Source organism: Fluviibacterium sp. S390, assembly GCF_049800695.1.
In the GTDB taxonomy this organism is placed as follows: domain Bacteria; phylum Pseudomonadota; class Alphaproteobacteria; order Rhodobacterales; family Rhodobacteraceae; genus Meridianimarinicoccus.
In genome coordinates this window covers 25,973-39,105 of record NZ_JBNAFN010000030.1, presented here as the reverse complement: position 1 = coordinate 39,105, position 13,133 = coordinate 25,973, and the positions used below count along the sequence as shown (strand labels likewise).

General features: G+C 61.0%; 10 protein-coding genes and 2 pseudogenes. 6 read left to right on the top strand and 6 right to left on the bottom strand.

Annotated elements, in window-relative coordinates; genetic code table 11:
• Window positions 1-526 (top strand): annotated as a pseudogene (locus ACP15K_RS18370) (IS5 family transposase); the annotation flags it as partial.
• Window positions 527-668: 142 nt separating this feature from the next.
• Here ACP15K_RS18370 and ACP15K_RS18365 read toward each other — a convergent pair.
• Window positions 669-2,615, bottom strand: coding sequence for a hypothetical protein (locus ACP15K_RS18365; protein WP_424991217.1), 1,947 nt, complete (start codon window positions 2,613-2,615; stop codon window positions 669-671).
• A gap of 218 nt (window positions 2,616-2,833) precedes the next feature.
• On the opposite strand from ACP15K_RS18365, the gene ACP15K_RS18360 reads away from it, so the two are divergent.
• Entirely contained in the window at window positions 2,834-3,451 is a 618-nt protein-coding gene (locus tag ACP15K_RS18360; protein ID WP_424991216.1) for a helix-turn-helix transcriptional regulator, read from the top strand.
• Window positions 3,452-3,523: 72 nt separating this feature from the next.
• Here ACP15K_RS18360 and ACP15K_RS18355 read toward each other — a convergent pair whose 3' ends face one another.
• The 5 genes and pseudogenes from ACP15K_RS18355 to ACP15K_RS18335 all read right to left on the bottom strand — a co-directional run bounded on the left by ACP15K_RS18355 (window position 3,524) and on the right by ACP15K_RS18335 (window position 7,861).
• Window positions 3,524-4,492: an SMP-30/gluconolactonase/LRE family protein gene (locus ACP15K_RS18355; protein WP_424991215.1), complete on the bottom strand. Its 969-nt coding sequence runs from the start codon at window positions 4,490-4,492 to the stop codon at window positions 3,524-3,526.
• A 46-nt stretch (window positions 4,493-4,538) separates the two neighbouring features.
• Window positions 4,539-4,853: a putative quinol monooxygenase gene (locus ACP15K_RS18350; RefSeq protein ID WP_424991218.1), complete on the bottom strand. Its 315-nt coding sequence runs from the start codon at window positions 4,851-4,853 to the stop codon at window positions 4,539-4,541.
• Window positions 4,854-4,904: 51 nt separating this feature from the next.
• Window positions 4,905-5,393: pseudogene (locus ACP15K_RS18345) on the bottom strand (IS3 family transposase); the annotation flags it as partial.
• 88 nt (window positions 5,394-5,481) lie between these two features.
• Window positions 5,482-7,104 (bottom strand): GMC family oxidoreductase, encoded by a 1,623-nt coding sequence (locus ACP15K_RS18340; RefSeq protein ID WP_424991214.1) that lies wholly within the window; start codon window positions 7,102-7,104, stop codon window positions 5,482-5,484.
• A gap of 19 nt (window positions 7,105-7,123) precedes the next feature.
• On the bottom strand, window positions 7,124-7,861 hold the full coding sequence (locus ACP15K_RS18335; RefSeq protein ID WP_193139005.1) for an FCD domain-containing protein: 738 nt from the start codon (window positions 7,859-7,861) through the stop codon (window positions 7,124-7,126).
• Window positions 7,862-8,093: 232 nt separating this feature from the next.
• Between ACP15K_RS18335 and ACP15K_RS18330 the strand changes: the two genes are divergently transcribed.
• The 4 genes from ACP15K_RS18330 (at window position 8,094) to ACP15K_RS18315 (ending at window position 13,128) form a co-directional block, all read left to right on the top strand.
• Complete coding sequence (locus tag ACP15K_RS18330) at window positions 8,094-9,515, top strand: aldehyde dehydrogenase family protein (protein ID WP_424991213.1); 1,422 nt, start codon at window positions 8,094-8,096, stop codon at window positions 9,513-9,515.
• Between the two features lie 50 nt (window positions 9,516-9,565).
• Window positions 9,566-10,540, top strand: coding sequence for an ABC transporter substrate-binding protein (locus ACP15K_RS18325; RefSeq protein ID WP_193139009.1), 975 nt, complete (start codon window positions 9,566-9,568; stop codon window positions 10,538-10,540).
• Window positions 10,541-10,603: 63 nt separating this feature from the next.
• Window positions 10,604-12,127: a sugar ABC transporter ATP-binding protein gene (locus ACP15K_RS18320; RefSeq protein WP_226925619.1), complete on the top strand. Its 1,524-nt coding sequence runs from the start codon at window positions 10,604-10,606 to the stop codon at window positions 12,125-12,127.
• 44 nt (window positions 12,128-12,171) lie between these two features.
• Window positions 12,172-13,128, top strand: coding sequence for an ABC transporter permease (locus ACP15K_RS18315; RefSeq protein WP_424991212.1), 957 nt, complete (start codon window positions 12,172-12,174; stop codon window positions 13,126-13,128).
• Window positions 13,129-13,133: the final 5 nt, after the last annotated feature.

The following is a 13,133-nucleotide window of genomic DNA, read 5'->3' as shown; positions in this document are numbered from 1 at the left end:
CTGGGCTGGCCGCCGAACACAGTGAAGAAAAGACCGTGATGATCGACGCGACGTATCTGAAGGCACACCGCACCGCGTCCAGCCTGGGCGTTAAAAAGGGGGGCGTGGCCGCCTGATCGGCCGAACCAAGGGCGGTATGAATACAAAGCTGCACGCCGTCTGCGACAGCCTGGGGCGACCAATCAATCTCTTCGTCACCGCCGGGCAGGTGAGCGATTACATCGGCGCACGGGCATTGGTGAGCAGCCTGCCGAATGCCGAGTGGCTGCTCGGGGACCGGGGCTATGACGCAGACTGGTTCAGAGAAGCATTGAAAGACAAGGGGATACGAGCCTGTATCCCCGGCCGAAAGCAGCGCAAGACAGCCATCAAGTATGACAAGCGTCGATACAAGCGCCGCAACCGCATCGAGATCATGTTCGGAAGACTGAAAGACTGGCGGCGTGTGGCCACTCGCTACGACCGATGCCCAAAAGTCTTCCTCTCAGCCATCGCATTGGCCGCAACCGTCATGTTCTGGCTTTGAGACAAGAACGAGTCCTGACCCTAGCCTGGCTTTTTCGAGAAGGGTCTTGTAGTTGAAATAATCGATGGAAAAGCCGTTGCCGACCAACAGGGCGCGGTCCTCACCCTTTGTCGCGTCAATCGCCTCCTGAAAGCTGACGACATCAGACAACTTCAACCACCGTATCGTAAAGTCCATAGCGTGTCAGACCGGAATGGCTGTCGATGCCACTGTATGACAGCGAAGCGTCCTCATATCTGCGGAATGCGAATACAGCTTGGTTCATATGCTCGGTGTTGAACACCTTGAGGCGAACCAGCAAGTGGAAGTCAGCAACGGTCAGCCCCGTCACGCTCAAGAAAAGATCAGGTTCAAGTTTCGTAATTACATCTTGCAGCGTGTTTTCGCGAAAGTCTGTCAGATACATAAACGCGGGTATCCGAGTTGCGAACTTGACCAGCTTTTCCTGAACGAGTTTGCGCTTCGATTTGAACTCTTTCTCCTCAGCGGAAAGCTCTTTCTTTTCCTTCTCCGAAATGTCGCCCGATTTAGCTTTGCCTTTTAGTTCCTTGACCTTCTCGCTCTTGTTGATGATCGTTTCGATGATGTTGTCGCCGAGCGCGCGCCACCCTTCGATACGCTCCACCGCCTTCATAGCTTCTTCGTTGTCCATGATGCGTCGCAGGGTATCGTTATCGACGTTCACCAACAGCGCGCTTTCCCATTTGCGAGCCAGCAGCGTCGCAGAGGTTCCGGCCATCGCAATGTCCAGAATGCCACCAGCATCAATCTGGGTCATGTTCGCGCCGTCGTATGCGAGAACAGGCAGGAAAGACACAAGATCACGAACCGCGTTTTCTGGGTTCGGTTCGTTTGGTGAAAGCCCAATGCCGTATTCCGACAACTGCCTGAGGGCGCGGGTCGGTGCAAAATCGAAGACAAAGCAAACCGGCTTGAGAACTTCTTCTTCGTTGGGGTTATCGCCATTCGGGTTCTTGAGCGCCCACGGAGACTGCACCCTAAACGCGGCCTGAAAATACGTTTCCGGCGATTTCAGGTTCCGCAGCATCAGGATTGAAGACCATTGCTTGACTGTCACGCCAGTGGTGAGCTTGCCGCAGGAAAGGGTGATCGATTTCGTGTCAAAGCCGCTGCCTATCGCCGCGCGAACTGGTGGCAAAGCTTCAAGCCCGATGCCCGCCGATGTCCCAGCCGACACAACCACGTTGTACTCGTGCCAGAAGGTGTTTTGCCGCTCGGCCAACAGTTTCGCCATCGCATGACATGCGGCGACGTTTGGCAGGAACCAGAACGAATGCTGGAGGTATGGCAACAGCCGCATGTCAGAATACGGAAATGGCGGTCGCGTGCCTGTTCTAAGGTTGTCCACCGCATGAGCCGCGTGCTGGCCCCTGATGATATTCAACCACGTCTGCACTTCATCCTTATGCTTGAACTCAGCATCCGCGCCCGTGCCGGTTGCCGCGAAGAACTCGTTCAGGTCGAACTCGTCAAACTCACCCGCGCTGGCGATTGACAACAATTCGTCCGGCATCTGGTAGGTCAGCAACCGCATTTGTGGCAGCGAGCCATAGGGGTTCCATTGGCCGGGATGGTTGGCCGCAAATTCGGCCTTGGCACGTTGCTCGTCGGTGTAGGTCCAGTTGAAGATCTGTTCTTCGATGAACTCGCCTGTCGCCAACGCCTTAAACGGCGTGCCCGACAGGTAGAGGTATGCCCGCGTCGTAATCGGTAGGAACTCGGTTTCCGCTTCAAGCGGTTCCTGCAACTCGGCTACACGCTCTGTCAGCTTGTTTGCGTCTTCGAGCAGCTTTTCCTCACGCTCAAGGGCTTCTTCTTCCCCTTCGAACAATTCCTTGGCACTCTCACGCCATGCACCAAAGTGATACTCATCGAAGACCACTAAGTCCCAGTTGACCGCGTGAAGCCACTCGTTCCGGGGCTTGATATTACCCAGTCGATCCTTGCCCAGCATGTCTTGGAACGAGCCAAAATAGACCACAGGTTTGCTTTCGTCGATCTGGGTCGGATCGGCGTCTGACTTGCGGGACTGAACCGCCCCGGATTTACCGGAGAGTAAAACACTCAAAGGATGAGCCCTATGACGACAAGACGATTCACCCCCGCCTATCCGGCCGAGCTTCGCGAACGCGGTGTTCGGCTGGTTCGTGAGAACCGTGCCGATTACAGCAGCGACAGCGCTGCATATCGGGCAATTGCACCGAAGTTGGGATGTTCGCCGGACAGCCTGCGCGTCTGGTGCCAGCAGGCCGAGCGTGATGCCGGTCAGCGGGCGGGGCCGCGCGGTTGGCGGCGGAGGCGGGCGTCTCGCGGCGCCAGCTTTACCGCGACATTGCCACGCTGCGCGCAGGCGGCGCTCTGATCGATGGCGAGGCCGGGGTGGGCTACCGGCTGACCGAGGACCCTGCCTTGCCACCGCAGAGTTTCTCCCGGCTGGAGATCGAGGCGCTGGTCCTCGCCGTCGGAGAATTGCACCAGACGGGCGATGCGGACCTGGAGGAGGCGGGCCAGTCGGCTCTTTCCCGGATCATCGCCACGCTGCCCGACGGGCAGGCGCGGCAAGCCATGCACACTGTTTTGCGCAGCTTCCGTCCGCCGCCTGCGCGCGTTGAAATGAAAGTGGACATGTCCGTTCTGCGTCGCGCCTGCTGGGAAGAACTGGCGCTCGATGTCTCATATCGCGACCTCAAGGGCCGGCTCACCGAGCGCGAGGTCTGGCCGCTCGGCATTAGCTATTCGAACGGAACGCTGATGGTGCTGGTCTGGTGCTGCCTGCGGCAGGACTGGCGCGTCTTCCACGCCTTGGGGATCGAACAGGCCCGTCTCAATGGGCACAGTTTCAGACCGCGGCGTGTGCCTTTGCTGCACGATTATGCGGCGCGCAGGGCGTCAGCTGAAGCGTAGGTTCAACCGACCCGAACAGGGCCGCCGCCGTTGGCGCCATGCAGCGACGCCCTGTTGACGTTATTAATGCCCTCAACCGCCGGCGACGCCCGCCACGTTCACGTAGAGCGCGTAGATGGATTGGGAGGCGGCCATGAACAGGCGGCTGTTGGCGCGTCCGCCGAAGCAGAGGTTCGCGCAGCGCTCCGGCAAGGCTATGCGGCCGATTGGCTTTCCATCCGGCGCGAAGACCATGACCCCGTCCAGATCGGGATCTCCCATGCCCCAGCCACACCACAGGTTGCCGTCGACATCGCAGCGCATTCCATCGGGTGTGCCGCCAGCGGCGTCGATCAACACGCGTCTGTTGGACAATGAGAGGCCATCCTTGCCGACATCGAAGGCCAGGATCTTGTGATGGGGCTCGCCACGGGATTCTATGATGTAGAGAATGCTTTCGTCTGGCGAGAAGCACAGGCCATTCGGTCCGCCGATACCTTCGGCCACGACGCATGCCGCACCGGTCTCCGGATCGAGGCAGTAGACGCTTTCCCCACGCTCCGACCCGGATCTGTGGCCCTCGTAGTTTCCCAGGATCCCGAAGAGAGGGTCCGAGAACCAGACAGACCCATCGGATTTCACGATGAGGTCGTTCGGCGAGTTCAGCCGCTTGCCCTCGAAACTGTCCATCAACGTGGTGATTGTCCCGTCATACTCGGTCCGGGTGATGCGTCGTCCTCCATGTTCACAGGACAGAAGACGACCCTGCCGATCACGCGTATGGCCGTTTTCGAAATTCGATGGAGCCCTGAATTCACTGACCTGCCCGGTTTCTTCGCACCAGCGCAGTACCCTGTTGTTGGGAATATCGCTCCACAGGAGGTGACGGGCATCGCCGAACCAGACGGGCCCTTCTGCCCAACGCATCCCGGTCGCCAATCTTTCGACGGCGGCCAAACGCAAGCGGTACTTGTCGAATGCAGGATCCAACGATTGCACGGCCGGATCGGGATAGCGCGTCGCCGGCTCCCACCCGCTTAGGAACAGTTTCTCTTCACTCATGCGGAAGGCTCCTGGAGCTGGTATTCATGTATCCCCGGCGATGGTCTCAGCTTGGCGACAAGACGTGGATCACACGGTCCGCCACCATGTCCTTCGTGCTCTCGGCATGGGCCTTCATGTGCGCAGACGCCCCATGCGCAGCGAGGGCTTCAAGGCTGGCCCATTTTTCGACAACGACAAAGGTGTCGACACCTGCAGGGGTCTGGATCGGTCCCGCGCCCTCTGCATCGATCGTCGCCTCATAGGCAATGCAGCCATCTTCGGCCAACACGGCCGGGACATTGGCGTTGAACTTTTCCAACACCGCCTCGCGTTGACCGGGCTTTGTGGTGATGATGGCCAGGACATGAACGGTGGACATTGCCGATATTCCTTCAGTGGGTCCGATATTTGCCCGAACGGTATCGCCTCGATCCTTCGAAAACAACGTTTGACCTGCCCAGCCGACGACGCGTCGGGAATGCAGGTCGAGGATCACAGCGAGATAGAGCCACCCGTCCTGCGTCCGGACATAGCTGATGTCACCCGCCCATTTCCGGTTCGGGCGATCTGCCGAGAAGTCGCGATCCAGCAGGTTTGGCGCGATGTTGAAGCTGTGATTGCTGTCGGTTGTCGCCTTGAACTTCTTGCTCCTCTTCACGGAAATATCGTTCTGACGCATCAGCCTGCCGACACGTCGATGGCCGACATCGAGGCCAAGTTCCTTCAACTCCTCGGTCATGCGCGGGCGGCCATAGCTGCCCAGGGACAGGGCGAACTGCTCGCGGATGTGGGCCAGGACCACCATGTCATTGCGCTGGCTGTTGCTGAGTGGACGGCGACGCCAGGCTCGATATCCCCGAGGGCTGACATCCATGATCTTACACAGCCGGGCCACCGGGATTTCGTTGCGGTGTTCTTCTCCCTTGGTGATTTGGGGCATTTGCCCCGCCGTGCCATCCACGGCACTGGTCGGCGGACCACATCGATCCGCTCGCATTGCGGTGGCGTTACAGCCTGCCCATGATCATGTCGGCGCAGCGATCGGCGATCATCATCGCCGGTGCGTTGGTGTTGCCCGCCACAATGTCGGGCGCGGCGGACATGTCGCAGATTCTGAGCCCGTCGATACCACGAACCCGCAGGCGCGGATCAAGAACGGCCATCGGGTCATTGTCATGGCCCATCTTCGCCGTGGCGCAGGGGTGATAGTTGGTTTTCACGAAGCGTCGGCAATGCTCGCGAAACCCCTCGTCCGAGGCGCGCGACGCTGCATCCGGCAATACCAACCTTTCGATTTTCGATGCCAGGGGTTTCTTCGAGAATACGTCACAGAAGAACCTCTGACCGGCGACCATCGTCTCCATGTCATCTTCGTGACTCAGCAGGTTCGGGCTCACCAGGGGCATGTCGCCTGGACGGTCCGACGCCAGCCGAACCCAGCCGCGCGACTTTGGCTGGAGAACGACCGTCGTCACGGTCATGCCGTGCCGGTCTTCCACGAGGTGTTGCGCATCGCGGTCGATATAGACCATGCCCACGCAGAACGTCTGGATCGATGGCGGTGCATCCCGGTCGATCGGGTTGACGAACGCGCCGCATTCGACGCCGGTCGAGCAGACACGCCCGGAGCCGAACAGCTTGAACTGCAGGCCGTTCAGGATCATTCGCCAGCCGTCGCCCTGCTTGAAATAGCCGTAGGGACCATTGGTGTAGGCGGTGATCGGAACTTCCGGATGGTCGATCAGGTTGTTGCCGACGCCAGGCAGGTCGTGCGCCACCTCGACACCGACCTCGCGCAGGTGGTCGGCCGGACCGATCCCCGAAAGCATCAGTATCTTGGGCGTGACCAGCGCGCCGGCGGTCACGATCACTTCCCCCTCCGTCCGGACCTCGTGCAGAGCACCCTTGCTGTCGGCATAGATCACGCCCACGGCGCGACCGGCGTCCAGCAGGATGCGGTGAACTTCGCTTTGCAGACGCACGGTCAGGTTGGGATTGTTCTTCAGCGGTTCGACATGGGAATAGGCCGATGAAGAGCGCTTCCCGTCGCGATTCATGAACTGGTAGTAGCCAGCACCGCGCTGCGAGGGACCGCAGAAGTCGCTGTTGAATGGCTCGCCCATTGCCTGGACCGCTTGCACCCAGTCACGCGACAGCGGATCGATATACCCTGGATCGGACACCTTCAGCGGCCCACCGACGCCGTGGTATTCGTTCAGAAGGCGGTTGTTGTCTTCCATTCCAGTGAACGATTGGAGCACATCGGCGAACCCCCACGGCACGTAGTCCTGGCTGCCGCGCAGCGCGGCGTCCCAGCGATCGTAGTCGGAAGGACGACCTCGCATGTAGACCTGTCCGTTGACGGTCGATCCGCCGCCCAGCACGTGGCCTTGCGGTATATCGTGCTGCCGCCCGTGAAAATGCGGCTGCGGCACCGTTCTGTGATACCTCATGTACTTCGAGCCGTTGATCATCTTGAAGATGCCAGGCGGCATGTCGAGCAGCGGGTGATGATGGGAATATCCCGCCTCCAGCAACAGCACCCTTGCGTCGCCCTCGGCGGCCAGCCGCGCAGCGACGACACATCCCGAGGCGCCACCACCGACGACGATGTGGTCAAAAGCCTCCATCGACCCTCCTCCCAATCTCCTACTCATCGATGTCGAACGTCTGCCGCACGTGCTCCCAGGCAGTGTGGAGATGGTTCACCAACTCCGCTTCGGCAACATCGGGATCACGCTCCAGTATCGCCATGTAGATTGCCTCGTGGCTGCTGTAGTTGACGCGGTTGCGCTCGGGTGACCGAAGCATCCGGCTCCAGTGCGGCGCCAGCCAGGTCGCGTAGGCGCGGTGCAGGGTCGGAAAGATCGGGTTGCGCGGTATCTCGTACAGCACTGCGTGGAATGCCACGTCCGTGGCGTAGAATGCATCGGAATCCCCCAGCGCGTCCTTGTTCCGCCGCAGCGCCGACTTCAGATCGGCAATGTCACCTTTGGTGGCTGAAACAGCGGCGTCGCGTACCAGCCCACGCTCGACGAAGACCCGGCTCTGGAACAGAGGTGCGACACCGCCCGTTTGTTCCAGAAGAAGTTCGACGATGCTGCCAACCGACGAGAGAGCCGTGTCGTAGCCCGGCTTGCGGACGATCGGACGAAAGCGCGGCTTTGCGTCAAGCAGTCCCCGACTCGCGAGTGTTGCGACCGCCTCGCGGATGACTGTCCTGCTGGCGGCGAACCTCTCCATCAGGTCACGCTCGGAAGCAAGCGGCATGTTGTGGGGAAGCTCTCCAGACAGGATCTGGTGCTGAAGCACATCCACGATCGCGTCCGATGCGCGCCCGCCCTCGGAAGGGAACTGCACGATTCCCGAAGTTTCTTTTTTGCTCATACCGCCCTGCAATTTGGTCCGATCATATATCTGCCTCTATACGCGCCTTTTGTCGATCTGTCAGCTAGTATGTCTATATCCAGCCAAATTTTGCGCGCTTTTGGATTAGTTCTCATTTTATCTTGACGGGCTGCTGGCCTAGGGAGTAGCGTGCCGCATAGTTTGGTCATACCAAGGCTTCCAAGACATGAGCATACCCAATCTGATTCCCGGCGAGATCGCCGACGCCTGCATGTTGATCGACGGCGCATGGGTGGCGGGGTCCGGCGGACGTCTGGAGGTCGACAATCCGGCTGACGAATCGGTCATTGCGACCATTCCCGAGGCGACCGCGGAGGACGCCATTGCCGCGCTGGGGGCCGCGCGGCGGGCACAGCCGGGCTGGGCCGCGCTGCCGGCGGTGGCGCGTGGCGCGGCAGTCAACGCCCTCGCGCGGGAAGTCGAGGCCAGGTCCGAAGACCTCGCGCGCCTCATAACGCTGGAGCAAGGCAAGCCGATCGGCCAGGCGCGTGGAGAAGTCAGCGCTGTGCTGATGTTCCTGCGCCATGCGGCGAGCGGAGCACGTCGGATCGAGGGCGACATCGTTGCCTCGGACCTTCCGAACGAAGAAATCCACGTTCGCCGTCACCCGCATGGCGTTGTCGTGGCCCTGACAGCCTGGAACTACCCTGCCGCGCTTTGCGCGCGCAAGCTTGGCCCGGCGCTGGTGACCGGCAACACCTTTGTGTTGCTCGGGCACGAGATCACTCCGCTGTCCGGACTGTTCATCTGCGGGCTGGCCGAGAAGGCCGGTATCCCGAAAGGCGTGATCAACGCGGTGACAGGGCGCGGAGCCGTGGCTGGACAGGCGATGGTCGAAAGCCGCTTGAGCGACCTTGTGACGATGACGGGCTCGACCCGTGCCGGCAAGCAGATCTACCGCACTGGCGCCGAGACGATGAAGGTTGTTCGGCTGGAGCTGGGCGGCAAGGCGCCGTTCATCGTGATGGAAGATGCCGACATCGACAAGGCGGTCGAGGCGGCCGTCGTCGCCCGCTACACCAATTGCGGCCAGATCTGCACCTGCAACGAGCGGATGTATCTGCACAGAGCCATCCGCGACGAGTTCCTGGACAAGTTCGTCTCGCGCTCCAAGGCGCTGACCATCGGCGACCCCATGGCGGATCCGGATATCGGCCCCAAGGTCAGCCGGATCGAGGTGGACAAGATCGCCCAGATGGTGCGCACCGCCAAGGCGGAAGGCGCCGAGGTTCTTCTGGACGGCGGGCCGCTGACGGACGGTGCCTACGAAAAGGGCTACTGGTACGCGCCAACCGTTCTGTCGGTCGGCGACAACACGTCGAGCCTGATCCAGAACGAGGTCTTCGGCCCGGTTGTCCCGGCGATGACGTTCGACAGTTTCGAAGAGGTCGTGGAGTTGGCAAACGACTCACCATACGGCCTCTCGGCATATCTCTTTACGCGCGACTACCGCCGGATTGCCCGGGCGCCGTATGCGCTCAAGTTTGGCGAAATCTACCTCAATCGCGCCAACGGCGAGCAGGTCCAGGGCTTTCACACCGGCTGGAAGGAGTCCGGGCTTGGCGGAGAAGACGGCAAGTACGGGTTTGACGGGTATCTGCGCAAGCAGACCACCTATCACAACTGGGGTTAGCCCCGCACCAAGGCGGCGCAACGCTGCAAGACAACAGTGGAGGAAACACTATGAAACGCAGGATCCTGATGGGGACGGCCATTGCATTTGGTCTTGGTCTGACAACAATGTCGGCCGTGGCGGAACCGCCGCCCCTTGAGCAGAAAGACCGCTACAAGGTCGGCTTCAGCCAGATGGAGTCGAACAACCCATGGCGCATCGCCGAAACCAAGTCCTTCCATGACACGGCCGAGGCCTGCAACTGGGACCTGATCGCCACCGACGCCGCCGGCTCGGCGGCCAAGCAGGTTGCCGATGTGGACTCGATGATCGCGCAGGGCATCGATGTGCTGTTCCTGCCCCCGCGCGAGGAAAAGCCGCTCATTCCCGCCGTGATGAAGGCCCAGGCCGCCGGGATCCCGACCTTCCTGGTCGACCGCTCGGTTGACCCGAATGTTGCCAAGGCCGGCGAGCATTATGTCTCGTTCCTGGGCTCCGACTTCATCGACCAGGGCAAGCGCGTCGCCGAGTGGACGATCGAAAACTTCAACGGCGACAAGGGCATCATCGTGGAGCTTGAGGGCACCACCGGATCGTCGCCCGCCAATGACCGCAAGTCGGGTTTCGATGACCGCATCCTGCAGGACGACCGGTTCGAGATCGTCGCCAGCCAGACCGGTGACTTCGCCCGCGACATGGGCCGCCAGGTCATGGAAACGCTGTTGCAGGCGCATCCCGACGTGAACATCGTCTACGCCCACAACGACGAGATGGCGATTGGCGCGATCCAGGCGCTGGAACTTGCCGGGCGCAAGCCGGGTGAGGACGTTCTTGTCGTGTCCATCGACGGCACCCGCGACGCGCTTCAGGCGATCATCGACGGCAAGATGGGCGTGACGGTGGAATCCTCGCCGTTCTTCGGTCCGCTGGCCTGTGAAGTGATGCAGAAATACGCCGCTGGCGAGTCCATCCCGCCCTGGGTCAAAGTCGAAGACCGCATCTTCACTGCGGACAACGCCGCCGACCACATCGACGAGGCTTACTGATCCTCCCCTGCCGGGGGGCCGCTTACGGGCGGTCCCTCGTGCATTTCTGGCGAAAGGGCCACGATGCAACCGCTCCTGAAAATGCAGGGCATCCACAAATCCTTTGCGGGGGTCGCGGCGCTCACCTCTGCAGAGCTTGAGATTGCCCCAGGCGAAGTTCACGCCGTGATCGGCCAGAACGGCGCCGGAAAATCTACCCTGATCAAGATCCTGACAGGCGTCTATCGCAAGGATTCCGGAGAAGTCGCGTTCGATGGGCGCCCGCTTCACGTGCAATCGCCCCGAGAGGCGCAGGACAACGGAATCTCCACAATCTACCAGGAGTTGAGCCTCGTTCCGCTCCGCTCGGTGACCGAGAACGTCATCATGGGCTACGAGCCGCGCACGGCGCTCGGGCTGATTGACTGGACGTCCGCCCACGCGCGCACGCGCGAGATCCTCGCCGGCTTCGGCATCAATATCGACGTGACCCAGGCGCTCGGCTCCTATTCCACCGCTATTCAGCAGCTGACCGCCATCGCGCGGGCCGTGTCGCTCAATGCGCGGCTTGTCATCATGGACGAGCCGACCTCTTCGCTGGATGATCGCGAGGTCGAGACTCTGTTTGGCGTGGTGCGCGGGCTGAAGGCGCGCGGCGTCTCGGTCATCTACATCTCGCACTTTCTCGACGAACTGTTCCAGATCTGCGACCGTGCCACGATCATGCGCGACGGGCAGACGGTGGCGGTTCGTGAGATTGCCGATACCACCAAGCTGGGATTGATCGCCGACATGCTTGGACGCGATCCCGAGGAAATCGCTGCCGCCGGGATGACCGAGCTTGGCGGTGGTCAGCGCGAAACAGGCGAGGTGCTGCTGGAGGCCACCAACCTGCATACCGATCGCATGTTGCGCGATGTCTCTGTGACCGTCCACAAAGGCGAGATCGTCGGGCTTGGCGGGCTTCTGGGGTCGGGGCGGACCGAAGCGGCACGGGCGATCTTTGCGATGGACCGGTTGCGCGGCGGAACGGTAAGCACGCACCTTCACCCCGAGGGGTTCTCCAATCCCGCCGAGGCGATCCGCGGTGGCGTCGGCTTTCTGACCGAAGACCGCAAGGCCGAGGGCATTGTGCCGGACATGTCGGTGCGCGAGAACCTGACCCTCGCCCTGCTGCCCCGGCTTGTGCGCCGCGGCACCATCGACCGGGTGCGGGAGGAAGAGATCGTCAAGAAGTTTGTCGATGCTCTCGGCATCAAACTGGCCAGCATTGAACAGCCGATACGCGAATTGTCGGGTGGCAATCAGCAGAAGGTGCTGCTTGCCCGCTGGCTTGCGCTTGAGCCCGACCTGCTGATCCTCGACGAGCCAACCCGTGGTGTTGATGTCGGCGCAAAGTTCGAAATCCAGTCGATCATTCAGGAATATGTCGAAAAGGGTGTGGGCGTGTTGTTGATTTCCTCGGAATTTGAGGAACTCGTGGAAGGCGCGGATCGGATCGTCGTCTTGCAAGACGGCGTATCGGTGACCGAACTCCAGAATCCCGGCATCACCGAGCAGGCGCTGATCGGCGCAATTGCGCAATCCCACGAAAGGGCGACGGCATGACCGATCAGAGCCAGGCCCCCTCGGAGCAGAGCAGGAGCCTTTCCATGGACGCATTCGACTGGAAGCACCTTTCCAGGCACGGCGGGCTAGTCGCCTTTGCCGCGCTGCTGCTGATCAACATTCTGATCACGCCCAACTTCCTGCAATTGCAAACGCTTTTCGTGAACATCAGCCAGGTTGCGACGATTGCCATCGTCGCGGTTGGCATGACCCTTGTCATCGCGACCGCAGGCATCGACCTCAGCGTCGGCGCGGTCATGGCGGTGGCCGGGGCGATTGCACCGCTGATCTTCCTGTCAGATTTCGCCCAGGCGAACCCGTCGCTCGGCCTTTTTCTGGCCATCGTTGTCCCGGTCCTCGTCTCGGTGGTTTGCGGGCTTTTCAACGGGGCGCTCGTGGCATTTCTCGGTGTGCAGCCGATTATCGCGACGCTGATTTTCTTCATTTCCGGCCGCGGCATCGCACAGGTGCTTACCAACGGCAATTTGCAAACCTTCACGCACCCGGGATTTTCGTATCTCGGCACTGGCAAGATCCTCGGATTGCCGTTCCAGGGCTGGCTGGTGCTCGTCATCGCCATCGTCGTCTGGTGGATGGTCAACAGGACCATGTTCGGCCGTCGCATCCTTGCCGTGGGCGGGAATGAGAATGCCGCCAGGCTGACCGGCACCCCGGTGAGGCGCGTCAAGCTTGGCGTATACGCCATCTCAGCCGGTCTGTCTGGTATCGCCGGACTGATCGTTGTCGCGATCAATTCAGCCTCGGACGCGGCCCGGATTGGCAATCTGATGGAACTGGACGCGATTGCAGCCGCCGTCGTGGGTGGCACGCTGCTCATGGGCGGCAAGGCTCCGATCTTCGGCGCCATCCTTGGCGCGGTGATCATCCAACTGGTGAAATACACCCTGCTGGCCAATGGGGTTGCCGATGAGGTCGCGCTGATCGCCAAGGCCGCCATCATCGTATTGGCCGTTTACGTTCAGCAGGGCCGGAAGGAGTGATGAAC

Coding starts and splice junctions, on each gene's coding strand:
- ACP15K_RS18355 (WP_424991215.1), bottom strand. CDS start 4,492: ATGAGTGAAGAGAAACTGTTCCTAAGCGGGTGGGAGCCGGCGACGCGC.
- ACP15K_RS18350 (WP_424991218.1), bottom strand. CDS start 4,853: ATGTCCACCGTTCATGTCCTGGCCATCATCACCACAAAGCCCGGTCAA.
- ACP15K_RS18340 (WP_424991214.1), bottom strand. CDS start 7,104: ATGGAGGCTTTTGACCACATCGTCGTCGGTGGTGGCGCCTCGGGATGT.
- ACP15K_RS18335 (WP_193139005.1), bottom strand. CDS start 7,861: ATGAGCAAAAAAGAAACTTCGGGAATCGTGCAGTTCCCTTCCGAGGGC.
- ACP15K_RS18330 (WP_424991213.1), top strand. CDS start 8,094: ATGTTGATCGACGGCGCATGGGTGGCGGGGTCCGGCGGACGTCTGGAG.
- ACP15K_RS18325 (WP_193139009.1), top strand. CDS start 9,566: ATGAAACGCAGGATCCTGATGGGGACGGCCATTGCATTTGGTCTTGGT.
- ACP15K_RS18320 (WP_226925619.1), top strand. CDS start 10,604: ATGCAACCGCTCCTGAAAATGCAGGGCATCCACAAATCCTTTGCGGGG.
- ACP15K_RS18315 (WP_424991212.1), top strand. CDS start 12,172: ATGGACGCATTCGACTGGAAGCACCTTTCCAGGCACGGCGGGCTAGTC.